Source organism: Roseibium sp. (assembly GCF_965232425.1).
GTDB lineage: Bacteria > Pseudomonadota > Alphaproteobacteria > Rhizobiales > Stappiaceae > Roseibium.
The window spans coordinates 2,896,229-2,920,134 of the sequence record NZ_OZ246971.1; the positions used below are offsets into that span (position 1 = coordinate 2,896,229).

A 23,906-nucleotide genomic window follows, 5' to 3' on the forward strand; every position below is an offset into this window, starting at 1 on the left:
CCGGCGCTTTTCAACTTGCTCATCGCTCCCGCTCGGCGTGCGCATCCTTGCCGGTCTTTCGTTGTGTCCGCTTTGCTCACGCTGATGTCTGGAATGACAGATAAAGGTGCGTCCGTGCGCTGTCATCAGGCTCACCCCTCCCGCTCTGCACGTGCCCGCAGTTCGCGCCGGATAACCTTTCCGGTCGTGGTCATGGGCAGGGCGTCGACGAAGGCAACCTCGCGCGGATATTCATGTGCTGCGAGGCGGGTCTTGACGAATTCGGCGATGTCTCCGGCGAGCGCGTCGGTTGGTTCGACGCCGTCCTTCAGCACGATGAACGCCTTGACGATCTCGGTGCGCTGGGGGTCCGGTTTGCCGACAACGCCAGCCATGGCAACGGCCGGGTGGCGGAGCAGACAGTCCTCGATTTCACCGGGGCCGATCCGGTAACCGGAAGATGTGATGACATCGTCATCCCGGCCGACGAAATGCAGCCAGCCATCGTCGTCCTGCTGGCCCGTGTCTCCGGTCAGCATCCAGTCGCCGGCGAACTTTTCCGCCGTGGCCGCGTCGTTGTTCCAGTATTTCAGAAACATCACCGGGTCGGGCCGTTTGACGGCGATGTTGCCGAGCGTGTTTGCCGGCAGCGGTTCTCCGTGATCGTCAACGATGGCGACGCGATGGCCCGGAACCGCGCGGCCCATGATGCCCGGCCTTGCCGGCATCAAGCTGCTGCAGCTGGAGACGATCATGTTGCATTCGGTCTGGCCGTAGAATTCGTTGATCGTCAGTCCGAAGGTCTGACGGCCCCAGTCGATCAGCTCCGCGCCAAGCGTTTCGCCGCCGGAGGCCACCGACCGCAAATCAAGCTGCCAGCGCTCGTGGGCAGCCGGCACCTGGCGCATCATCTTCAGGGCCGTGGGCGGCAGGAACGTGTTGCGGATCTGCTGGTCGGCAAGTAACTGGAAGGCACTTTCGGCGGTGAATTTCGCGAACCTGCAGGCGATGACGGGGACGCCAAGAAAGAGCGCGGGCATCAGCACATCGAGCAGGCCGCCGATCCAGGCCCAGTCGGCGGGTGTCCAGATGCGGTCCCCAGGCTGGCCGAGGAAGTCATGACTCATCTCCACGCCAGGCAGGTGGCCGAGCAGAACCCTGTGACCGTGGAGCGCACCCTTGGGCTGGCCGGTGGTTCCGGACGTGTAGATGATGATGGCGGGGTCATCCGGGCCCGTGTCGAAAGGCTCGAACTCGGTCATGTGCCCGGCCATGCGGCTTGCCAGATCGTCGGCGCTGCTGTCCTCGCCATCGACGCAGAAGACCGCACTCAGGTGCGGAAGACGGTCTCTCAGCGGTTCCAGTTTCGCGGCGCCGTTCCTGTCCGTAATCACGACCTTCGTACCCGAATCGCGCAGCCGGTATTCGAGTGCCTCCTCGCCGAAAAGAGTAAAGAGCGGGATCGAGATCGCTCCGGCTTTCAGGGACGCGATATGCGCATACGCGGTTTCGGGCCGCTGCGGCAGCAACACGCCGACACGATCTCCGGCCTGAACGCCGACACTGACCAGAAGATTGGCCAACTGGTTCGACAGCCGTTTGAGGTCTGCGTAGGTATATGTGGCGGTATCGCCGCCCTCCTCCACGTAGATCAGCGCTTCGCGGGACGGTTCCCGGTCCGCCCAGGCATCGCAGATTGCCGCTCCGATGTTGAAGCGTTCGGGTATGTCCCAGGAAAAACGCGCGCAGAGATCCGCGTAGCTCTGCGCATCATGCGGCAGCATCGGCTTCCTCCTTCAAGGCAAGTAGAACGGTGCCGTCGGTCACCTGTTCACCTTCCGTAACGAGAAGCGCGCCGACGATGCCATCGCGCGGGGCCTTCAGCGTGTGTTCCATTTTCATCGCTTCGAGAATGAGCAGCGGCTGGTCCTTGACGACCTCCTCCCCCTCTGCGGCGAAGACGACTTTCACGAGACCGGGCATTGGTGCGATCAGCTGATCACCCGCACCGACCGCATCCTCGTCGCCGCTGAGCCGGTCGGGCAGGCCGATCGAAAACGCGTATCCGTTCTGGAAGACGGTCAGGTCGTGTTCACCGACAATCACCTTGGCGCCCGCCCTGTGACCGTCGCAGTCATAGGTCAATGCGTGACCATCGACCCGGACGATCTCATAGGTCTTGACCTCGGTGTCCAAGTGCACGGCAAAGCGGCGGTTTCCAAGGACGCGGACTTCGATGTCGCGCCGCTCTCCGCCGATCTCCAGCAAGGCGAACTGCCGCGAGGCACTCCAGATGCGCCATCCGGCGAGCGTCTCGAACGGATCCCTGCCTTCCGCGGGACGGGTGAGACCGAGCGCGGCGAGTGCGGCGAGCGCGACGGCGTCTTCCGGAGCATCCGGTACGTCGATGAGGTCGGCCAGGTCCCGATCGATCAGTCCCGTATCGACGTCGCCCCTGGCGAACCCGGCATGGCGGCACAGCGCCGACAGGAAAGCGGCGTTGGTCACGCAGCCGGCCACTTCCGTGGCCTCAAGGGCGGCCAGCAGTTTGCCCAGTGCCGCGTCCCGGGTCGGGCCGTGAACGATGACCTTGGCTATCATCGGGTCGTAGTAGGGCGTGATCTCGTCGCCCGATCGCACGCCGCTGTCGACGCGGGCAATTGCATCGGGAAGCGCCAGATGCTCCAGCGTGCCGATGGCGGGCAAAAACCCTTTGGGTGCGTCTTCCGCATAGAGCCGCGCTTCGAAGGCCCAACCGGAAAAGGCGAGGTCTTCCTGGGTTCTCGGCAATGTTTCACCGGAAGCGACACGCAGCTGCCATTCAACAAGGTCTTCCCCGGTGATCAGTTCGGTCACGGGATGTTCGACCTGCAGCCGGGTGTTCATTTCCATGAAATAGAACCGGTCGGACCGCAACCCGTCCGAGACATCGGCAATGAACTCGATCGTCCCCGCACCGGAATAGTCGATCGCCTTGGCGGCCCGGACTGCAGCCTCGCCCATGGCCGCGCGCATCTCTTCCGGCATGTCGGGCGCGGGCGCTTCCTCGATCACTTTCTGATGGCGTCTCTGCAGGGAGCAATCGCGCTCGAACAGGTGGACCGCATTGCCGTGGCTGTCGCCGAAAACCTGGATCTCGATATGACGCGGTTTGGTGAGATACTTCTCGATCAGGACGCGCCCGTCGCCGAAACTTGCCTCGCCTTCGCGCTGGGCGCCATCCAGGGCGCTGCCGAAATCCTTCGGATCGTCGACGCGGCGCATGCCCTTGCCGCCGCCGCCCGCGCGCGCCTTGATCAGGACGGGGTAGCCGATTTCGTCTGCCCGGGCTTTCAGGAACTCCGCATCCTGGTTCTCCCCGTGATAGCCGGGAACGACCGGAACGCCTGCCTCTTCCATCAGGGCCTTGGCCGCGTCCTTCAGACCCATGGCGCGGATGGACCTGGCGCTCGGGCCTATGAAGGCAATGCCTGCTGTGCCGAGCGCTTCGACGAAGTCGGGGTTTTCGGAGAGAAAGCCGTAGCCCGGGTGAACGGCTTCCGCGCCGCTTTTCCGGCAGGCTTCGATAAGTCTCTCGCTTTTGAGATAACTCTCGCCCACCGGGGCCGGACCAATGCGGAAGGCTTCGTCCGCCATGGCAACGTGCTTGGCGTTTGCGTCGGCGTCCGAATAGACCGCGACGGTCCGGATGCCGAGGCGTTTGGCCGTTTCGATGACGCGGCAGGCAATCTCGCCGCGATTGGCTATGAGGATTTTCTTGAACATCAGTCTTCTTTCCTCTCCAGCGCCTTGAGCAGGTAGGCATGGGCCGCATCATCGAATGCAACCAGCGTGACCGTTTCGATGTCCGGCAATTCTTCCAGGGTGTTCCGGATGGTTCCAACGGCCGTTTCAGCGGCCAGCCCTGTGGGATAGCCGTAGATACCGGTAGAAATCGCCGGAAAAGCGACCGTTCGGCAGTTGTTGGCTGCAGCAAGGCGGAGGCTGGATTCGTAGCAACTGGCGAGCAGTCCGGGTTCGCCTTCGGTACCGCCATGCCAGACCGGGCCGACGGTATGAATGACGTGCCTTGCCGGTAAATCGTATCCGGCGGTGATCTTGGCGTCTCCGGTCTTGCAGCCGTTCAAGAGGCGGCATTCCCGGAGGAGGTCCGGTCCGGCGGCCCGGTGAATGGCGCCATCCACCCCGCCGCCGCCGAGCAGTGATGAATTGGCCGCGTTGACGATGGCGTCGACCGTCAGCCGTGTGATGTCGCCGACATGTGTTTCGATCCGGCTCATCGGGTCACATCCTGAAGAGACCGAAGCGGGTGTCGTCAATCGGTGCGTTGAGCGCGGCCGACAGGGAGAGGCCCAGGATGTCGCGGGTCTTGCGCGGGTCGACAATGCCGTCGTCCCACAAGCGGGCCGTGGCATAGAGCGGATGGCCCTGTTCCTCGAACTGGTCGATGATCGGCTGCTTGAAGGACAGTTCCTCCTCGGCCGTCCAGCTGCCACCCTTGCGTTCAATGCCGTCGCGGCGGACGGTCGCCAAAACGCCCGCAGCCTGCTCGCCGCCCATGACCGAAATGCGGGAGTTCGGCCATGTCCACATGAAGCGGGGCGAATAGGCCCGGCCGCACATGCCGTAATTGCCGGCGCCGAACGAGCCGCCGACCAGCATCGTGATCTTGGGAACGGAGGTGGTGGCGACCGCGGTCACCAGCTTGGCACCGTCCTTGGCGATGCCGCCGCTTTCATATTTCTGTCCGACCATGAAACCGGTGATGTTCTGAAGGAACACAAGCGGCACCTTGCGCTGGGAGCACAGCTCGACGAAATGCGCGCCCTTGACCGCGCTTTCGGAAAACAGCACACCGTTGTTGGCGACGATGCCGACCGGCATTCCGTGGATATGCGCAAACCCGCAAACGAGCGTGGTGCCATAGCGTGCCTTGAATTCATCGAAACGCGATCCGTCGACTACGCGGGCAATCACTTCGCGAATGTCGTAGGGCGTCTTGAGGTCGGCCGGGACGACGCCCAGGATTTCTTCCGGGTCGTAAAGCGGATCTTCCGGTGTCTGCAGTGCCAGTTGATCCGCCTTGGCCCGGTTCAGGCTGGCAACGGCACGGCGGGCAAGCGCCAGTGCATGGGCATCGTCGCGCGCCAGATGGTCGGCGACGCCCGAGAGCCGCGTGTGCACGTCGCCGCCGCCGAGATCCTCGGCCGTGACTTCCTCACCGGTTGCCGCCTTCACCAGCGGCGGGCCCGCGAGGAAGATCGTGCCCTGGTTCTTGACGATGATGGTCTCGTCGGACATGGCAGGCACGTAAGCGCCACCGGCCGTGCAGCTTCCCATCACGACCGCGATCTGGGCGATTCCTTTCGCGGACATGTTCGCTTGATTGAAAAAGATGCGGCCGAAGTGGTCGCGATCCGGGAAAACCTCGTCCTGGTTGGGCAGGTTGGCGCCGCCTGAATCGACGAGGTAGATGCAGGGGAGGTTGTTCTGTTCCGCGATTTCCTGGGCGCGGAGATGTTTCTTGACCGACATTGGATAGTAGGTGCCGCCCTTCACGGTCGCATCGTTGGCGAGGATCATCACTTCCTGGCCCTCGACCCGGCCGATGCCCGCGATCATTCCGGCAGACGGGGCCGCGCCGTCATACATGTCGTGCCCCGCGAGCATGCCGACTTCCAGAAAAGGCGAGCCCGGATCGAGCAGCCGTGAAACGCGTTCGCGCGGCAGGATCTTGCCCCTGGACACGTGACGCTGGCGGGCAGTGTCTCCGCCGCCGTCGAGAGCCGTCCTCGCCGCCGTCCTCACGGTTTCCATAGCGGCCTCATGGGCGATCTTGTTGGCTTCGAAGTCACTGCTTTTCGGTGACAGGCTCGATTTCAGGATGCTCATGTCATCCGGCCTCCGTTGGGCGGTCTGTTGTTTCGGGGGAAACGGCTTTGCGCACCATGGTCAGATAGAGGTCTTCAAGTTCGGTCTTGCCGATCCGGCCGCCGTCCCGGTACCAGGTCGGAATGCCGGTCAGCATGGCGATGATCGCCCGGGTCGCGACCCTGGCATCGTCGGCCGTGTACCGGCCTGCGGTGGACCCTTCCTCCAGGATCGATGTCAGGATGGCTTCGTAGCGGCGACGCTCGCGTTCAATGACCTTGAAGTTATCCGGCTCCAGATTGCGAAGCTCCATGTAGGAGATGAAGACTTCTTCGGCGCGTTCCAGGTGATAGCGGATGTGAAAGCGGACGAAACGTTCCAGAGGATCCATGGCGCCCGGAAAGTCCGCCGTCTCCCAGGCGGCGAGCAATTCGGACATGTGGCTCAGCATCAGGTCCTTCAGGATGTCCTGCTTGGTCGGGAAATGGTTGTAGAGCGCGCCGGGCCTGACGCCGACGTCTGCCGCGATCTCGCGCATGGACACGGCGGCATAGCCGGCATTGGCGAACCGCTTCAGGGCTGCCTTGCGCACGCGCCTTGCCGTTTCCAGGCCCTTGGGCCGGCTTGCAGTCTTTACGGCATGTGTAGCCATTTCTTCCTCCGTGATTATTCAATAAATGAACGTTCATTCATTTACAAGCAAAGAATCGAACCGTTGACGCATGTCAGTGACCTATCGCCATCGAACTGGTCAGACTGTCAAAAAACTTACATGCTTAGGCTGTTCACACTTCTGGTGAGTGTCGAAGGTCGGGAAGTTTCAGAGGACTGATTTATGAGTGAGGAAAGTGCAAAGAGCTGGGTTGAGGCCGAATGGGCGGATTCCCTCGATGAAGAACTGGAGATGGAGATCGACGACAACCTGATCGCCAGGGATCTTGAGTTCATCTCGGACAAGAAGCACAAGTCGACCATCGACCGGAACACATACTTTCACGAACTACTCAGGCTGCAGGCGGAGCTGGTGAAGCTGCAGGACTGGGTGCAGCATACCGGCGAGAAGATCGTCGTCGTGTTCGAAGGCCGCGATGCGGCGGGAAAGGGCGGCGTCATCAAGCGCATCACTCAGCGGCTGAACCCGCGTGTTGCCCGTGTTGTTGCCCTTCCGGCGCCGACCGAGCGCGAGAAATCGCAATGGTACTTCCAGCGCTACGTACCGCATCTGCCGGCGGCCGGCGAGATCGTCATGTTCGACCGCTCCTGGTACAACAGGTCCGGCGTCGAACGCGTGATGGGATTTGCCAGCGAAGACCAGGTCGAGCAATTCTTCAACGACGTTCCCGAGTTCGAGCGCATGATCGTCCGGTCGGGCATCCGGCTGATCAAATACTGGTTTTCCATCACGGACGAGGAGCAGCAACTGCGCTTCCTGATGCGCATTCACGATCCGCTCAAGCAGTGGAAACTCTCGCCGATGGATCTGGAATCGCGTGTCCGCTGGGAAGACTACACCAAGGCGAAAGAGGAGACCTTCGAGCGCACCAACATTCCGGAGGCCCCCTGGTTCATCGTCGAAGGCAACGACAAGAAACAGGCGCGGCTGAATTGCATCAGCCATCTCCTGTCGCAGCTACCGTACGAGGAAGTGCCGCACGACCCGGTCAGCCTGCCGGAGCGGCGGTCCAATCCGGACTACGAGCGCAAGGTCCTGCCGGAGCATCTCTACGTACCCGAGAAATTCTAGGCTTATATATACGCGACGTTACTTTGGGAATTGTCCCGGCCTTGCAGGCCGGGATTTTTTCGTGCCAACTGGCGATTGCACCTCTTTATTCGGAGAATAACAAAATGGACGGCAACAGGGTCCGCTGGGGAATCATCTCGACAGCAAAGATCGGCAGGGAAAAGGTCATTCCCGGCATCAGGGCATCCCAGACAGGGGTTGCCGCCGCCATCGCATCGCGCGACCTTGACCGCGCGAAACAGGTTGCCTCGGATCTCGGCATCGAAAAGGCCTACGGCTCCTACGAAGAGCTTTTTGCCGATCCGGACATCGATGCGATCTACAATCCGCTCCCCAACCACATGCATGTTCCGGTGACGGCCCAGGCCGTCGAGGCCGGAAAACACGTCCTGTGCGAAAAACCGATGGCGCTGAGCGCAGATGAAGCGGCCACCCTTCTCGATCTACCGAAGGACAGGCTGGTCGCGGAAGGCTTCATGGTCCGGGCGCATCCGCAATGGATCCGGGCGCGCGACATCGTCCGCTCCGGCGAACTGGGCGCGCTTCATGCCATCCAGGGGTTCTTCAGTTTCTTCAATGCTGATCCCGGCAACATCCGCAACCGGGCGGACATGGGCGGCGGGGCGCTGATGGATATCGGCTGCTACACCATGCTGGCCGGGCGCTACTTCTTCGAGGCCGAGCCTGAGCGCGTGGTTTCGCTGATCGATCGCGACCCGGATTTCGGGACGGACCGGATCACCAGCGCGATGATGGATTTCGGCGCGGGCCGACAGCTGACCTTCACCGTGTCGACACAGTTGACCCCGTTCCAGAGGCTGCAGCTGGTCGGCTCGAAAAAGCGCCTTGAAATCCTCATCCCCTTCAATGCACCACAGGGCGAGGCGGTCGAATTGCGGCTGGATGACGGGTCCAAACTCGGCGACGGCGCACTTGCGCCCGAGACCATTGCGCCCTGCGACCAGTATGCCGAGCTTGCCGACCTGTTCAGCCGCGCGATCCTGGGCGAGAAAGTGCTCACCTACGGGGTCGAGGACGCGATACAGAACATGAAGATCATCGACGCCATCTTCGCCTCGGCAGAACGCGGCGAGTGGGTTGATGTGGGGTAGTGCGCTCGCTCTGGCTCAGTTCTCGAGTGTGACAGTTTTACGAACCGTGGAAACCGCAAGATGCAACCTTAAATATATTTTTGGTTGTATTTAACCGTAATGCGCTGAAAATTAATGTTATTTAATTTGACACACCGGCCTTTTTTACGTGTCGTAAACCCTACGTACTTTTGGGAGTTACGAGTATGCGTATTTTCAAACGCTCACTGGCAGGCCTGTTTGCGCTTTCACTTGCAACATTTGGGCTTTCGACCTTGTCCGCTCAGGCGGTCCCGATGAGCTGTCAAACCTCGCTGGGCAACAGTGGGGCGACCCTGACCTTGGCAAATTCGACGCAAGCCTTTTGCACGACCGGAAACGATACGAACACGATCAATTCGACCTACTCTCTTTTCGGTATGACGGGTTGGGTTCTTTCCGAGAAGAACGACAACAACGACGGCGACGGAACGATTGAGTTCACAGACGCTACCGGCAACGGCACGCAGAGCGGCGATTGGACGATCGATACGCTCGCCGGATTGTCGAACGTCGTGATTACCCTAAAGGCAGGCGATGGGTTCGGCGCCTTCCTTTTGGATCTAACTGTCGCAAATCCGCTGACAGGAACCTGGAGTTCGACGAAAAACTTGTCGCACGCATCGATCTACTACAATGGAACTCCGACCACGGTCCCGCTGCCTGCCGGAGCATTGCTTCTGGTCACAGGTCTGGCCGGACTGGGATTTGCCGCGCGCCGCCGCATGAAAGGCTGAACTGGTGCCTTTGCCCGGTGTCCTTGCCGGGGAGGCGCTTGATGCCAAAAAAAAACCCCGCATGCTGCGGGGTTTTTTGATTCCAGAATGGTGCGTCCGTTACTTGATCGGTGCCAGCACCATGACCATCTGGCGGCCTTCCAGCTTCGGAGCGGACTCGACCTTCGCAATCTCGGAGGTTTCTTCGCGGACCTTGTTCAAAAGGTTCATGCCCAGATCCTGGTGCGCCATTTCACGGCCACGGAAGCGGAGCGTCACCTTCACCTTGTCGCCGTCATTGAAGAAGCGCAGCATGTTCTTCATCTTCACGTCGTAATCGTGCGTGTCGATGTTCGGACGCATCTTGATCTCCTTGATCTCGACGGTCTTCTGCTTCTTGCGGGCTTCCGCAGCCTTCTTCTGGGCCTGGTACTTGTACCGGCCATAATCCAGGATCTTGCAGACGGGGGGATTTGCGTTCGGCTGAATTTCAACGAGATCCAGACCTGCATCAAGGGCGATATCCATCGCTTCTTCGGTCGGTATCACGCCACGGTTGGCGCCTTCATGATCAATCAATTGGACTTCGCGAACGCGAATTTCTTGGTTTGTGCGCGGGCCTTCCTTTGTAGGAGGCGGGGCGCGGAACGGACGGCGAATGGTCGCTAACTCCTCTAACGTTTCAACTTAGCGCCAGGTCATGGCTCTTCTTGATGCACAAAAAACCTCGGGACCCATGTACCAAGGTTTCTGCTGCATATGTCCTAGCGCTGCTACATAAAATCCTGCGAAACAGGCAGGAAGTCAACCGAAATCGGCGGTTTCTCCGGTCTCGGACGACTTACGGGCAGCCTCTGACGCAGGTTTCTTCCCGCAGGTGCGCGCGGAGTGCTTGTTGTAATTCGCAGGGCGATGCCTCAAGTAAGGATTTGCCGGATGATTTAAAGGAGACAAGAGACTTGGACGGCGGAAAATTCCTGCTTCAACTCCTGAAAATCGTTGCCGGGTTCGTGCTCGCGCTCATCGCCAGCGGTCTGTTTCTGGCCTGGGGCTTCTTTCAGGCGGCGCATCCCGGTGAAAATCCAGTCGCCTTCGGCGCCATGGTCGGCACGGGCCTTGTCGCGGCGAGCGTCGCCGGAGCGGCAGCGATGCTGCCGGCGGGCATCGCAATCGCGGTCGCCGAATTCGCGCGGCTCAAGGGGATCGTGTTTCACCTTGCCGCCGGTGGGGGGATCGCCTTCCTGATCTGGACACTCGGTCCGGAAGCCGGGGCAGAGACCGGGGCGGGCGGAGTGCGGCCGGGCAGCGTCGTCGCGCTCGCAGCAGGGTTCTTCGCAGGTCTCGTCTACTGGATCATTGCCGGGCGGACGGCCGGATGCTGGTTGCAAGGGCCCGCTGATCCACAAAGTAATTCAGAGGTTTAGGTCATGATTGCGCTTTAACGCGCAGCCTAGGATCCGTATCCTAGAGTTCCTCGTCCTTCAGGGCTTCGCGGGCCGCGTGATAGTGGTCGTCGCGCATATGCCCGCGGATCATCGCAATCGCCGCCATCAGAACGGTGGCATCGTCGCCGAAGCCGACGCCGATCAGGAAATCCGGGATCGTGTCGATCGGAAGCACGAAATAGGCAAGGGCCGCCAGAAGGGTGGCACGCACTTTGGCCGGTGTCGCCGGATCCAGCGCACAATAGTAGCCGGCGACCACGTCTTCCATGAACGGAACCTGGCGGGCGGCCTTCTTCGCCGTTGCGAGCAGTTTCTGCCGAACGTTGGTTTTCTGCTCTTCTTCCGGACCCAGATACTCGGGTTCGAACCCAAGATCCTCAAATGAAAAAGAGGATGTCATTGGTGAGGTCTCCCGTTTTCTGCCAGCTATACATGTGGTGAATCCGGGGAGGAGTTCAACAGAAAAGCCGGTTTTGCGCAAATGCGTCCGGCATTTGCCTGTCGTCTTTCGGGAAAGGAGAAGGGCGGTCAGACCGCCCTTTTTCGGTGGGGATTTACTGGTTGCCGCGGGTTTCGAGCAGCCGCCTTGCGATCACCTGGGCCTGGATTTCCGCGGCGCCCTCGAAGATGTTGAGGATGCGCGCATCGCACAGGACGCGGGAGACCGCGTATTCCAGTGCAAAGCCGTTGCCGCCGTGGATCTGGAGCGCGTTGTCGGCAGCCGCCCAGGCAACGCGCGCACCCAGCAACTTGGCCATCCCGGCTTCAAGATCGCAGCGCTTGCCGGAATCCTTCTGCCAGGACGAAAAATAGGTCAGCTGACGGGCAATCATCAGTTCGGCGGTCATGAGCGCCAGCTTGTCCGCGACACGCGGGAAGTGGATCAGGGACTTGCCGAACTGGACGCGCTCTTCGGCATAGCGCAGGCCGAGATCCAGCGCGCTCTGGGCAACACCGAGCGCCCGTGCGGCCGTCTGGATGCGCGCACCCTCGAAGGTCTGCATGAGCTGCTTGAAGCCTTCGCCCTCGACCTGGCCGAGAAGATTGCCACCGTCGACCTCAAAGCCGTCGAACGCGATCTCGTATTCCTTCATGCCGCGATAGCCGAGCACCTCGATCTCGCCGCCGCTCATGCCCCTTGCTGGGAACGGGTTCTCGTCCGTGCCGCGCGGTTTTTCCGCGATGAACATGGAAAGGCCCTTGTAACCGGACTCATCCGGATTTGTGCGGGCCAGAAGCGTCATGATGTCTGCGCGCACCGGATGGGTGATCCAGGTCTTGTTGCCGGATATCTTCCAGCTGTCACCGTCCTTCACGGCGCGCGTTTTCAGAGACGCCAGGTCGGATCCGGTGTTGGGTTCGGTAAAGACGGCGGTCGGCAGGATTTCGCCGCTCGCGATCTTCGGCAGCCAGTGCTGTTTCTGTTCTTCCGTTCCGCCGCACAGGATCAGTTCGGCCGCGATTTCGGAGCGGGTGCCCAGGGAACCGACGCCGATATAGGCGCGCGAGAGTTCCTCGGAGACCACGCACATGGCCTCCTTGCCGAGCCCGAGACCGCCGTATTCCTCCGGAATGGTGAGGCCGAAGACGCCGAGCTCGGACATCTGTTCAACCACTTCAAGCGGAATGTACTCGTTCTTCAGGTGCCACTCGTGCGCATGCGGCGTGACCGTGTCTTCGGCAAACTTCCGCATCTCGTTGCGGATCTGCTCCATAGTCTCGTCGAGGCCCGGGTCGCCGAAGGTGGAGTGTCCTGCCTGGTCGCGGATCAGGGCCGCGATTTCAGTGCGGATGGCCGGCGTGTTGCCGGTTTCGATCAAGGCGTCGATGTCCGGTGTGTGGTGGTCCGCCGCCTCGCCGGTGCTGATGCCAAGATCCGAAAGGCGCACGAACTCGCCCTGGTTCATCGGGATGCCGCCAAAAATCTGCGCCAGATACTCGGCGAAACCCAGCTGGACGATCCGTTCTTCCAGACTGCCGAATTTGCCCTGTTCGCTCAGGCGCTGCGCATAAGCGTCAAGCTGGCGCAGCGATTCCACGTAGGTCGCAAGCCATGCCAGGCCGTGGGTCGCACGCTGTTCCTGCTCCATCAGGCGGGAGGAGACGCGCCCGTCAGCGGTTACGAGCACGCGCACGCGCTGCGCTGCAAGATCAAGCAGACGGTCGAGGGTGTCGACCGCCGCGGCGGTCTGTTCGGCAAGGCTCTCTGGCGTTTCTGCCGCCGACAGGGCTGCAGTGGACATGGGCGATCTCCGTTTTCATTTGTTGCGCCAAGGCGCTTTTTGTTGAAGCTATGTTGCGTCGCACACACCCATTTGTCGAGCCGGAATTTGTTCTTCTTTCGGAGGGGGGTGAATTCACAGTCTACTCTTGACTGTAAGGGGCGACGAAGGCCAGATCAGGTTATGGGCGTGCAACAGGGCTTTCTGGCTGTTTTTTCGGTTCTCAAGGATGCAATCGGGCATTTTTCGCGCGACGACGGCTTCGCGATGGCAAGTCATGTCGCGCTGTCCGGGCTGCTTGCCATTTTTCCGATGCTGATCTTCATCGCGTCGCTGTCCGCCTTTTTCGGCATGACGGGCGCGGCGGATACGGCCTCGGACCTGATTTTCGACGCCTGGCCGGAAACGGTCGCCGCCCCTGTCGTGCGCGAGATCCACAATGTCCTGACAGTCCCGCGCGGCGACCTGTTGACCTTTGGCGCGATCGCCGCGCTCTGGTTTGCCTCCAACGGCGTCGAGGCGCTTCGGACCGCGCTCAACCGGGCCTACAGGCAGATGGAGCATCGCTCGATCTTCTTTCTGCGTCTGCAATCGCTCGGGCTTGTGCTGCTCGGTGCCGCGATCCTGCTGGCCTACACCTTCCTCGTTGTCCTCGCGCCGCTGGCCCTGGACGCCCTGGAAGCCTATGCACCGCAGGTCGAGACCTTCCTGCTCTCCATCAATGTCGCCCGCTATTCGCTCGCCGGGTCGCTGCTTGTCATCGGCCTGTTCGTGACCCACTGGCTGTTGCCGGCCGGCAAACGGTCCTTTCAGGACCTGTGGCCGGGCGTTCTGGCAACGCTGGTCATGTGGATCATCGCGGGCAGCGCCTTCGGTGCCTATCTGGCAAGCTTTGCCAACTACGTCTCCACCTATGGCGGCCTTGCCGGCATCATGACCGCCCTGATCTTTCTCTACATCTGTTCGCTTGTTTTCATTCTGGGCGGTGAACTCAACGCGGCAATCTCCCGGCAGCGCCGCTTCCGCAAACGCGTCAAGGAGCGGGCCGCCGCGGCTGTCGCGTCGGAGGTATGAGCGCCGTCATAGGGCAATGCTTCAGGCCTTTTTCGGGGTCTGCCGGATCACCAGAACAGCGCCGATAATGAGCGCCATGCCCGCAATCTGAACCAGCGTCAGCGTTTCATTGAAGAGGAAGTAGCTCTCGACCGCCGTTGCCACCGGCACGAGATAGAAAAGGCTCGCCACCTGCGAAACGGCCCCTTCGCGGATCAGGAGCATCAGCAGCAGAACCGCGCCGACGGACAGAACAAGGACCAGCCAGACAAGCGCGAAGACAAGTTCGCCCGACCAGACGATGTGCCAGCTTTCGAACAGCGAGAGAGGCGTCGTCACCAGCAGTGCCCCGACATACTGCCAGATCGTTGCAGCGAGAAGATCTGTCTTCACGGCGAAACGCTTCTGGTAGACCGTCCCGAGGCTGATCGCGGCCACGGACACAAGGGCAACAGCAACCGTGATCGCCGTGATCCCGGTGCCGCTGATATCGAATTTCGGTCCGAGAACCAGCAGCAGGCCGACACCGCCGATCAGCATGCTGATCCAGTGTTTCCTGGAGATCGTTTCGCCCAGCAGCAGCACCGCGATCAGTGCCGTCAGGACCGGCTGCAAGCCGACAATGATCGAGGACGCACCGGCGGGCATGCCCTGCTTGATGGCCCAGAAAATACCCCCCAGATAGATCCCGTGAACCAGCATTCCCGTGACAACGCAATGCAGAATGGCCATCGGTGTGACAGGCCAGGCTTTCGTCAGAAAGAGCGCGAGCACCAGAAGGATCGGCAAGACGGAAAAGAACCGGACCGTCAGGAAAACCATCGGATCGATGTAGGGTGCGCCGAGTTTCGATCCGATGAAGCCGGTCGACCACAGCAAGACGAAGATCACCGGTGCGGCTTTTGTCAGATAACTCAAGTCAGCCTCGAGAAGGGGATCGACGCCGATGCGCGTCCGAAGAAAATCCATCAGCGCCACTCGCCGCCCCGCCCCGAGCGGGATCAAGAGTGCGCGCCTTCAGGCAGTGACATATTCCGCCTTTGCGCGGCGCGCAATCTCCATTTCGGAACCGGCTCTGCAACAGCGCGTGCCAGGTCCCTCTGCAAACGCCGCAAGACGCGGATTTCGAAGCTTCCCGTCCGGAAATTCATCGCGTCATTTCGCCCTTCTGGCGGAGCGATAATCTTCGTGCTAGAGCATCGTTCGTTCAAATGAACGCACAAGGATGCTCGATCACTCCGGAAACGGTCAACTTTGGATGTTCAGCCGCTTGCAATTGAACTCCGGTTGCCCCAGTGACGACGACATTTGCATTGAGAAGGCGCAACGGAATGCAGGAAGAAATCGTCATCATCGGAGCCGGCCAGGCCGGTTCACAGCTTGCTCATTCGCTCCGCCAGGGCGGCTTTGAGGGTCCCTTGCGCCTGATCGGCGAGGAACCGCATCCGCCCTACCAGCGTCCGCCTCTTTCCAAGAAATATCTCGCGGGAGACGTGGGCGCCGAAGGACTCTGGCTTCGCCCGCCCGCGTTCTTCGAGACGAACAGGATCGACCACATTCCGAATACCAAAGTCGTCGCGATCGACCGCGCGGCCAAGCGGCTCGATCTGGCGAACGGCGACACGCTTCCCTACGGCAAACTTGTTCTGGCGACCGGCACGAATGCGCGATCGCTTCCGCTTGCAGGTGCCGACAAGAAGGGAGTCGCAACCCTGCGCTCGATTGCGGATGTCGACGCAATCCGCGAGGGCATGAAGACAAGCAGCAATATTGCGATCATCGGCGCGGGCTATATAGGTCTGGAGGTCGCCGCGGTGGCAAAGTCGATGGGCAAGTCGGTGAGTGTCATCGAAGCGCAGGACCGGCCGATGAAACGGGTGGTCAGCCAGGCGGTGTCGGACTATTTCGCCAAGCTGCATCGCGACAACGGCATCGATCTCCGGCTGGAGACGGGCGTTGAAGGCCTGGAAGGCGACGGCGCTGTCTCCGGCGTGAGGCTCAAGGGCGGAGAACTCGTTCCGGCCGAACTCGTGCTTATCGCTGTCGGTGCCGAGCCGAACGATCATCTGGCCACGGAGGCCGGGCTGGAAACCGATAATGGCGTGCTGGTGGACGGGTCGGGCCAGACCAGCGATCCGGACATCTACGCTGTCGGGGACTGCACGCGCTTCTATTCCAACCGGTATCAGCGCTCCGTGCGCATGGAGAGCGTTCAAAACGCCATCGATCAGGCAAAGGCCGCGGCCCAGTCGCTATTGGGCGAGGAGGTCGACTATGACCCGTTGCCGTGGTTCTGGTCGGACCAGTATGACGTCAAACTGCAGATCGCGGGCCTGTCGGAAGGCTATGACGACACGGTGGTTGTCGGGTCACCCGAAGACCACAAGTTCTATGTCGCCTACCTGAGCGGCGGCAAGCTCATCGCGGTCGACAGCATCAATTTCCCGCGCTCGCACATGCTGGCGCGCCGCGTCATCGGCGAAGACTGGCGCGCGGGTCTGCTGCCGGACGCCTAACGCCTGACCTCTGACGCCTGAACGGGGTGAGGTGTCAGACGGCGCCCGCATTTTGCAGGATGAGCCGGGTCACGTCTTTCGGGATCTCCAGATGAGGCATGTGCCCGACGCGCTCGAAAATGTGTGTCGCGACGATGCCGGGAAGCTTGTGGGCCTGCCGGGTCGGCAAGACCCGGTCCTGCGTGCCCCAAATCACCTTCATCGGCATCGGCAGGGCTGCCAGTTCGTCTCTCGGCAGAGTCTTTTGAACCGCGCCGTCGATGATTTCCTCCACGATGGCCTCGAGCGTTGCGGTCGCGCCGGGTTTGGACCGGCTTTCGGCGACGGTCTTGGCCAGGTATTTGGGGAGCCGGTACTCCCATCCGAAAAACTGTTCCAGCAGCACTTCCATGCCCGCCGTGTCGGTGGTCGTTGCGTATCGGCGCAGCAGGCGGTGATTGATTTCCGGACCGAAGCCGCCGGGCGCAAGCAGGGTGAGGCTCGCGATCCTGTCGGGATCTTTGAGCGCGACAAGCGCGGCGACCGCGCCGCCCATGGAGTGACCGACAAGGTGAACCCGATCCAGGTTGAGCGTTTCCAGCGATTGCGCGACCGCCTTTGCGGCGACCCCGGCATTGCCGATACGCGGCCAGTCCAGTGCCTGCCCGTGGCCGGGAAGGTCGAAGGCAAGCGACCGCTTCTTTCCCGCAAGCGCCGTCTGAATGTTCAGCCAGGTTTGCCGGTCGCCGCCGAAACCGTGCAGGAGGATTATCGGTTCCTGGTCGTTGCCGCCCTCGGCGGCCTGGTCGTTGAAGGGCAGGTGCTGCGGCGGTGCCGGGCGTAGATCGGTCATGTCTGTCTGTTTGTCCTCGGTCCAGGCCTCAATCGGAAATTTCTGAATTTGCGCGGAAACGCGAAGGCGGGCGTCCTCATGCGAGCGCGAAAAGCGGTTGCGGGTCCGTGAAGCCACTCAGTTCGAACGACCCGACGGGTTTTGCGCGCGCACCGCACAGTCTGGCGACGTCCTCGGTCATCAGAACATCAGACCCCGCGGTTTTCGTGAGGCTTTCGATGCGCGCGGCGGCATGCACCGTCTGCCCGATGACGGAAAAGGTCAAGCGGCTGGGCACGCCGATGTTGCCGAACATGACAGATCCCACGGACAGGGCGACGCCAGCCTGCATTTCCATGATGTTGGATTTGTCGTCGTTGATGGCTTTCAACCGTTTCCGGGTCTCGTCCGCGGCCTTTATCGCCAGAGCTCCGGCCCTTTCGAGGCCCTGCGTGTCGAGCGGAAAGACACCCAGCACGGCATCGCCGATGAAATCGAGAACTTCCCCCTGGTTGGCGAGGATTGCCCCGGCGGTCGCTTCGAAATAGGTGTTCAGCCAGTTCAGATAGGCATCGGGACCTAGTTCCTCGGCGATCGCCGTGGAGCGGCGCATGTCGCTGTAATAGATGACCGCATCCAGCGTTTCGCCGTCGCCATGCCGGATCTGTCCGCTCAGAACCTTGTTGCCGGCGTTCCTGCCGAGATAGGTTTCGGCGATCGTCCGGCTGATCTGGCTTTCGATGGTCGCGCGCGCGGCGAGCGCAAGCCGCTTCTGGATGTATTCGATGGCCGAGAGGGCATCGTCGCCGAAGCCGGTTTCGTGCCGGGTCGACCAGCTGACGATGATACCGGTGGTGGGGTAGTCCTCATTCGTGACCGGCAGATCGAATTTCGTCGGCAAGACAAGGTAGTCGGTGTACCCGGCGTCGCTCAGCCGGGTCAGCAACGGAAATTCCTGAGGGGCGTTCGACTTGGCCAGCCGGCGTCTGAACCGGGGCTCCTGATTGACGAGCACGGCGCGCACCGGGCTTTTCAGCCATTCTTCGGTCTCTTCCTCCGAATGCGCGATCAGGTCGTGCTGCAATTCACTGCCGCTCTCCCAGACGACGACCTCGGCCTCGATCAGGGGATGCAGCGTGGACCAGGCCATCATCGCGCGGTCGATCGGAACGTCGCATTTGCGCATGCGCTCGCACATCTGTGCGAACATCTCCGCAAGGTCCGGTGACCCGAGGGCCTGGCCGATGAGCCAGTCCTCGATGTCGTCGATTTTCGCCATACTGATCATTGGGCCAACGTAGTGGTCTTTGCCCACGGTTTCCAGTTGGAGCGTGCCGCTGAATGCCCTTAATTCACGGGAGCTTCGGCCACTTTGCCCGGAGGGATGATGAGCCAGTTTACGGTAACCTGCGGAATTTCGGCATCGGACAGATAGTCGAATGTCCTGCTGCCCTGGCGGACGGCGTCAGGATAAAGTTCCAGAAACTCCCGTAAGGGCCTGTCCCGGTCACCGCGCCAGACGATCATCAGCCCCTTGTCCTGCACGTCGTCGATGTCGATCCACGGGCTGAGCGTCCGGCTGTGGAGGTAGAACATCGACGGCCTGCCGGGCGCGTGCAGGGTGACATTGGCCGCGGACCACATGTCGCCGGCCACATAGGCCAGTTCGGAATTCTGGTCCTCTTTCCAGATCCGCGCCATTTCTTCCGCAACCGCGCGCGCGGGATAGTGGATGCGCGTCTGTTTCTGCTTCCAGTAGGGCTCCAGAACCGCCTGGCCGAAGATCACCGACAGGAAGATCGCCTGGATCGCGCTGGCTGCCGCCAGAGCACGGCGCGGGTGCGGCCAGAGCGCGGGAAGAGCGGCGAACCGGACGGCCACGACACCGGACAGCACAAACATCGGCGTGCCCCACATGTGCTCGAATTCGTTTCCGGTCACCGCCGAGGCCAGCAGGACGACCACCAGGGGGACGAAGGCGAACCAGAGCAGGAACCGGTCCTCGTGCGCGGATGCACGCGAGAAGCTCCGGTTCCACCCGGACCGGAAGGCCTTCACGCCCAGCCATCCGAACCCGGCGATCATGACGAGAAAGATCCCCGCGTGATTGCCGACCTGGGCAAGCAGGAAGTTGAGCGGGTTCCAAAGATAGCCGATGATCGAAGCGGCCGGCTTGCTGCGGCTCGCGGCGTATTGGAGCGTCAGGAAATCGGTGTCCAGCAGCCAGAGGATATGAGGCACCAGCAAGACCAGACCGGCCGCTGCGCAGAGCCAGGGACCGGGTGTCGAGAGCACCCGCCTGGCATCGCGGAAGACAAGTATGTAAAGTCCGATCGCACCGATGAGCAGAAAGACGAAATATTTCGTGTAGAGACCGAACGCGGCCAAAGCGCCGAGCAACAGCCAGTCGGCGAGACGTCCTGTTTCGAGCACCCGCAGGAACAGGAGGATCATGCCGGTCCAGACTGGGATCTGCAGAATGTTCGGGTTGAACTCGGGCATCGGCAGCGTGAAGTAGAACGTGACGCTGGTCAGCACGATCGACCAGAAGCCTTGCCACGCGCTCAGGCCGAGGTGTCGGCAGATCTTCCAGATGAACAGATACCCGATCGCGGCGGAGAGCGCGCTCAGCCAGAAACCGCCGACATAGGCCCCGCCTGTCAGGTGATGGGTCGCTTCAAGCAGCCAGGCCTGCATGGGCGGGTGCTTGGTGTAGCCGAGCTGCAGCTCGCGGCCCCAGGCAAATCCCTCCACGACGTCGAGCGGCGGGCCGGGAAACGTGAGCGCGGGAATCAGGGCGTAGAGCAGCGTCAGACCGGCGGCGTAAAGCAGTGCGGCGCGCGAAGCGGTCATTCTGATTCCCTTTTTCGCGGGCTCGAGGACGGACGGTCAGGAGGCGGCGGGATGATGGGTGAAGGCCCACAACCTGGCGCCGACGAACGAGAAGGCCGGAACAACGGCGATCGCAAGCCAGAGGCCGTAGATCTCCGGCCAGGGCGCAAAGGCAAGCCACAGGGCGAGGATCGTCGAATTGAGCGCAAATCCGCTGACGGAAATGATCAGGAACCTTGCCATGCTCTTCAGCATGGTCCCCGCCTGCCTCAGGTGACTGAAGCTCCAGAAATAGTGGCCGCTGAAGGACACCGTGAAGGCGGCCAGGAAACCGCAGACATTCGAGGGCACGACGGCAAGAAGACCGGCCTCGAACAGAACGGACGCGACGACGGCGTGGGTCAGGGTGGCCAGAATGCCGATAAGCGCAAACTTGCCGACGGCCGCGCCTTCCGTCTTCAGCGTGTCGCGGTTCACCTTAGCCAGCATGTGTTTCCTTGCCCGTCCCGGCATCTTCCTGCCGCTCGCTCTCGATAACGTCCTGCAGGATGTAGACCGGTCTCTGCTTGGCTTCGTTGAAGAGGCGGGCGATGTATTCGCCGATCATGCCGATGGAGAGCAACTGGACACCTGAAAAGAACAGGAGCGCCACCATCAGCGAGGCATAGCCCGGCAGGTCCGCGCCGAACAGGGACGTGCGCACCGTCAGGTAGATGGCATAGGCGAACGCGCCGAAGGATATCGCGGCGCCACCATAGAACCAGACGCGCAACGGCAGCGTCGTAAAGCCGGTCAATCCGTCCAGTGCGAAGTTCCAGAGTTTCCAGTAGTTGAATTTTCCGTCGCCGGCCTTGCGCGCGGGCCTTTCATAGGGGATCGCCATCGCCGGAAAGCCGACCCAGGCAAACAGCCCTTTCATGAAGCGGTTTCTTTCCGGCAGACGAAGCAAGGCATCAATGACGGCCCGGTCGATCAGCCGGTAGTCTCCCGCATTGGCCGGCATGTCGATATTCGCAAGCCGGTTGAAGAGCTTGTAGAACATGTTGGCGGTCGACCGTTTCAGCACCGTGTCGGAAGACCTGTCGACCCGGAGACCGTAGATCACGTCATAGCCGGCGCGCCAGCCATCCAGCATCTGCAGGATCAGGTCCGGAGGGTCCTGAAGATCGGCGTCCATGATGACGGCGATGTCGCCGCGTACGGCTTCAAGGCCGGCGGACAGGGCTGCTTCCTTGCCGAAGTTCCGCGACAGTCCGAGCAGCCGTCCCGGAAGACCGCTTTTCAGTTTTTCGGACAGGTAGTCCGCGGTGGAATCCCTGCTGCCGTCGTCGATGAACACGTATTCGTAGGCGAGCCCGGTCTTCTCGAGGACCGGCCGGGTTGCCTCCAGAAAATGACCGATCACGTCTTCTTCGTTGAAGACGGGAACAATCACGCTGAGCAAGGGGTCGGCCGGTCTTGCTGTCTCCCGGCGCGAGACATAGATTTTCGAGGCAGCCGTCTGGTTCATCAAGGTGTCGGATCTGAATTGTGGCCAGGGTGTTCCGCGCAACCTGCCGCAAATCCGTGCAAAAGACCAGCCCAAGCTTCGCTGCCGGCACGGCGCTTCACAGTTCACGGCTGCGCGATGTTATACGCTGCCGCGGCGTCATGCCAATCAGGCGGAGGCGGTTTTCTCCCTGGGCTGGGTTTTGTCCAGGATTTCCTTCTGTTTCCTGGCCTTGGCAACGGCCTGCTTTGCCGCGTCGTTGAGAGTGAAGATCTCGAGATCCTCGTTTTCGGCATCCGTCACGGGCTGTATGGCAAAATCGGTGTAGGCCGCTCCCCGGGGGTCTTTCTGGATCCGTTTGCGCAGTCTGTGGATCTTCCACCCGTAAAGGCCGAAGCGTGCATATTTGACGAGGCTTTCCAGCGCAAAAGACGGATAGTACAGCACCGCGGGCAGGCGGCGGAACCCGGGTCTGCGCTGGCGCGGGTCCTTGTAGCGGAAGTAGCCGCATTGCTGCGGATGAACCCCTTCGAAACGCATTGCACCGTAGATCTGCAGGCACAGCCGCCACACCCTGACCGGCTTGATGCCGTAGGCAACGTTGCGGCGCATCAGGGTTTCGACATGGTCGTCGGTATAGTACCAGTCCCAGATATCCCGGTAGGTCTGCTGCCAGACTTCGGCGCTCATGGTGGGGTGTTCGCAGGTGGTGTGTTCCAGGTCGTACCTGTTGAGGTCCGGATCGAGCCAGGTTCCTTTCTCGTAGAGTTTCTGGTGATCTTCTGAGCCGGGCAATGGCGTGAGCATCGTGAACTCGAGCATGTCGACCGGCAACTCACGCTGGATGATGCCGATGTCACGGCGAATGCTGTCCGGCGTGTCGTTCGGCAGCCCCATGATGAAACCCGCATAAGTCATGATGCCGGCTTCCTTCCAGAGCTGGAACATTTTCCGGTATTCGGTGATGCGGTTCTGGCCCTTCTTCATGTGGGCGAGGTTTTCCGGATTGATGCTTTCCAGGCCAATGAAGACATGGGTGCAGCCCGCGCGCGCGGCCTTGTCAACGAAACCCGGCATCCGGTGCGCCAGCGTGTCGATCTGGATCAGGAAGTGGATCCGAATGCCATCGCGTTCCTTCAGCTCGATGATGCGATCGAAAATGGGTTCCCAGTTCTTGTTGCGCGCGAAATTGTCGTCCGTGATGAAGAACGACGTGATGCCCTGGTCGTGGTTGGCCCGGATCAGTTTTTCGATGTCGTCCGCGTCGCGCCAGCGCGACTTGCGGCCCTGCACATTGATGATGGTGCAGAACGAACACTGAAACGGACACCCGCGGCCTGCATCGAAGGAAGAGAGACTGCCGTCGTATTTTCGCACGATGGATTCCGGCAGAAGCGGTGGCACCTGGCTTTGCAGTCCGGGCAGATCGTGCATCACGTTGTAGACGGGTTTGAGCGTGCCGGCCTTTGCTTCCACAAGCAGGCTTTCGAAATGCTCTTCTGCCTCGCCTGCGAAAAGGACGATGCCCATATCGACCGCTTCCTTGAGATCCGATGGCATGTCCTTGAGCATCGACAGGCAGCCGGATACGTGAAAGCCGCCTAGGATGACGGTCACGTTGTCCTTGCGGAGCTGTCTTGCAATATCAAGCGCGCGGGGAAACTGGTTGGACTGAACACCGACGAGACAGACGATGCCGGCACCGTCCCTCGTGTTGCTGACGATATCTGCCAGCGGCACCCGCATTGTCATTTCATCATAGGCGTTGACCGAGATGGCCGTTCCGTCTCCGAGTACCTGCCGGTCCGCGCAGTCCTGTGCGATGGCGTAAAGACATGCCATGGAATTGGACGGTATCCAGGCCTTCCACCATTGCAGCACGTAGCCATCGTCGTCGTAGTGCGACGGTTTGATGATTTCGATGTGAAACGTACCCATTCTGCATGGCCTCGCTGTCGCAGGGCATTGCAGCTCTCGAAATGGCGGCGAACTGCGCCGTGTTGTGCTTGAAACCGAGAACCCAAGCCCGTCCACTCGATCAGTTACGTAAGGTAAATCATGTTCAGGTGCCGCACAACACGTTGTGCTGATGCGAGAT

21 protein-coding genes are annotated in these 23,906 nt (G+C 61.1%); 6 read left to right on the forward strand and 15 right to left on the reverse strand.

Features of this window, described 5'->3' with window-relative positions:
* Positions 1–131: 131 nt before the first annotated feature.
* From ACO08A_RS13355 to ACO08A_RS13375, 5 genes are read right to left on the reverse strand one after another with little or no spacing between them, the layout of a single operon-like run.
* Positions 132–1,763, reverse strand: coding sequence for an acyl-CoA synthetase (locus ACO08A_RS13355; protein ID WP_422041509.1), 1,632 nt, complete (start codon positions 1,761–1,763; stop codon positions 132–134).
* The gene (locus tag ACO08A_RS13360; protein WP_422041510.1) at positions 1,750–3,744 is read right to left on the reverse strand and encodes an acetyl/propionyl/methylcrotonyl-CoA carboxylase subunit alpha; all 1,995 of its coding nucleotides are present in this window, start codon (positions 3,742–3,744) and stop codon (positions 1,750–1,752) included. Before ACO08A_RS13360 ends, ACO08A_RS13355 begins: the two co-directional genes overlap by 14 nt.
* Complete coding sequence (locus ACO08A_RS13365) at positions 3,744–4,259, reverse strand: O-acetyl-ADP-ribose deacetylase (protein WP_422041511.1); 516 nt, start codon at positions 4,257–4,259, stop codon at positions 3,744–3,746. Before ACO08A_RS13365 ends, ACO08A_RS13360 begins: the two co-directional genes overlap by 1 nt.
* A 4-nt stretch (positions 4,260–4,263) precedes the next feature.
* Positions 4,264–5,871: a carboxyl transferase domain-containing protein gene (locus tag ACO08A_RS13370; RefSeq protein WP_422041512.1), complete on the reverse strand. Its 1,608-nt coding sequence runs from the start codon at positions 5,869–5,871 to the stop codon at positions 4,264–4,266.
* Between the two features lies 1 nt (position 5,872).
* Complete coding sequence (locus tag ACO08A_RS13375) at positions 5,873–6,502, reverse strand: TetR/AcrR family transcriptional regulator (RefSeq protein ID WP_422041513.1); 630 nt, start codon at positions 6,500–6,502, stop codon at positions 5,873–5,875.
* A gap of 183 nt (positions 6,503–6,685) precedes the next feature.
* On the opposite strand from ACO08A_RS13375, the gene ppk2 reads away from it, so the two are divergent.
* The 3 genes from ppk2 (at position 6,686) to ACO08A_RS13390 (ending at position 9,461) form a co-directional block, all read left to right on the forward strand.
* Entirely contained in the window at positions 6,686–7,594 is a 909-nt protein-coding gene (gene ppk2, locus ACO08A_RS13380) for a polyphosphate kinase 2 (protein WP_422041514.1), read from the forward strand.
* Between the two features lie 104 nt (positions 7,595–7,698).
* Positions 7,699–8,706: a Gfo/Idh/MocA family protein gene (locus tag ACO08A_RS13385; RefSeq protein WP_422041515.1), complete on the forward strand. Its 1,008-nt coding sequence runs from the start codon at positions 7,699–7,701 to the stop codon at positions 8,704–8,706.
* Between the two features lie 185 nt (positions 8,707–8,891).
* The gene (locus ACO08A_RS13390) at positions 8,892–9,461 is read left to right on the forward strand and encodes a VPLPA-CTERM sorting domain-containing protein (protein ID WP_422041516.1); all 570 of its coding nucleotides are present in this window, start codon (positions 8,892–8,894) and stop codon (positions 9,459–9,461) included.
* 99 nt (positions 9,462–9,560) lie between these two features.
* Here the strand turns inward: ACO08A_RS13390 and infC are convergent, their stop codons facing one another.
* On the reverse strand, positions 9,561–10,100 hold the full coding sequence (gene infC / locus ACO08A_RS13395; RefSeq protein ID WP_420336971.1) for a translation initiation factor IF-3: 540 nt from the start codon (positions 10,098–10,100) through the stop codon (positions 9,561–9,563).
* 299 nt (positions 10,101–10,399) lie between these two features.
* On the opposite strand from infC, the gene ACO08A_RS13400 reads away from it, so the two are divergent.
* Positions 10,400–10,864 (forward strand): translation initiation factor IF-3, encoded by a 465-nt coding sequence (locus ACO08A_RS13400; protein WP_422041517.1) that lies wholly within the window; start codon positions 10,400–10,402, stop codon positions 10,862–10,864.
* A gap of 40 nt (positions 10,865–10,904) precedes the next feature.
* Here the strand turns inward: ACO08A_RS13400 and ACO08A_RS13405 are convergent, their stop codons facing one another.
* Together ACO08A_RS13405 and ACO08A_RS13410 are read right to left on the reverse strand one after the other, a co-directional pair.
* Positions 10,905–11,285 (reverse strand): YkvA family protein, encoded by a 381-nt coding sequence (locus tag ACO08A_RS13405; RefSeq protein ID WP_421979984.1) that lies wholly within the window; start codon positions 11,283–11,285, stop codon positions 10,905–10,907.
* Positions 11,286–11,439: 154 nt separating this feature from the next.
* Positions 11,440–13,128, reverse strand: a complete 1,689-nt coding sequence (locus tag ACO08A_RS13410; protein ID WP_422041518.1) for an acyl-CoA dehydrogenase family protein — start codon at positions 13,126–13,128, stop codon at positions 11,440–11,442.
* A 168-nt stretch (positions 13,129–13,296) separates the two neighbouring features.
* Here ACO08A_RS13410 and ACO08A_RS13415 point away from each other — a divergent pair, with 168 nt between their 5' ends.
* Positions 13,297–14,181 (forward strand): YihY/virulence factor BrkB family protein, encoded by an 885-nt coding sequence (locus ACO08A_RS13415; protein WP_422041519.1) that lies wholly within the window; start codon positions 13,297–13,299, stop codon positions 14,179–14,181.
* Positions 14,182–14,202: 21 nt separating this feature from the next.
* Here the strand turns inward: ACO08A_RS13415 and ACO08A_RS13420 are convergent, their stop codons facing one another.
* Positions 14,203–15,129 carry a DMT family transporter gene (locus tag ACO08A_RS13420; protein WP_422041520.1) on the reverse strand — a complete coding sequence of 309 codons (927 nt, stop codon included), beginning with the start codon at positions 15,127–15,129 and terminating at the stop codon, positions 14,203–14,205.
* A 362-nt stretch (positions 15,130–15,491) separates the two neighbouring features.
* Between ACO08A_RS13420 and ACO08A_RS13425 the strand changes: the two genes are divergently transcribed.
* Positions 15,492–16,676, forward strand: coding sequence for an NAD(P)/FAD-dependent oxidoreductase (locus tag ACO08A_RS13425; protein ID WP_422041521.1), 1,185 nt, complete (start codon positions 15,492–15,494; stop codon positions 16,674–16,676).
* 34 nt (positions 16,677–16,710) lie between these two features.
* Here the strand turns inward: ACO08A_RS13425 and ACO08A_RS13430 are convergent, their stop codons facing one another.
* From ACO08A_RS13430 to ACO08A_RS13455, 6 genes are all read right to left on the reverse strand, one after another.
* Positions 16,711–17,508, reverse strand: coding sequence for an alpha/beta fold hydrolase (locus tag ACO08A_RS13430; RefSeq protein WP_422041522.1), 798 nt, complete (start codon positions 17,506–17,508; stop codon positions 16,711–16,713).
* Positions 17,509–17,584: 76 nt separating this feature from the next.
* On the reverse strand, positions 17,585–18,766 hold the full coding sequence (locus ACO08A_RS13435) for an adenylate/guanylate cyclase domain-containing protein (protein WP_422041523.1): 1,182 nt from the start codon (positions 18,764–18,766) through the stop codon (positions 17,585–17,587).
* 68 nt (positions 18,767–18,834) lie between these two features.
* Positions 18,835–20,340: a glycosyltransferase family 39 protein gene (locus tag ACO08A_RS13440; RefSeq protein ID WP_422041524.1), complete on the reverse strand. Its 1,506-nt coding sequence runs from the start codon at positions 20,338–20,340 to the stop codon at positions 18,835–18,837.
* A gap of 36 nt (positions 20,341–20,376) precedes the next feature.
* Positions 20,377–20,808, reverse strand: coding sequence for a GtrA family protein (locus ACO08A_RS13445; protein ID WP_422041525.1), 432 nt, complete (start codon positions 20,806–20,808; stop codon positions 20,377–20,379).
* Positions 20,798–21,829 (reverse strand): glycosyltransferase family 2 protein, encoded by a 1,032-nt coding sequence (locus ACO08A_RS13450; RefSeq protein ID WP_422041526.1) that lies wholly within the window; start codon positions 21,827–21,829, stop codon positions 20,798–20,800. The genes ACO08A_RS13445 and ACO08A_RS13450 overlap by 11 nt, the downstream gene beginning before the upstream one ends.
* 147 nt (positions 21,830–21,976) lie before the next feature.
* On the reverse strand, positions 21,977–23,746 hold the full coding sequence (locus ACO08A_RS13455) for a B12-binding domain-containing radical SAM protein (RefSeq protein ID WP_422041527.1): 1,770 nt from the start codon (positions 23,744–23,746) through the stop codon (positions 21,977–21,979).
* Positions 23,747–23,906: the final 160 nt, after the last annotated feature.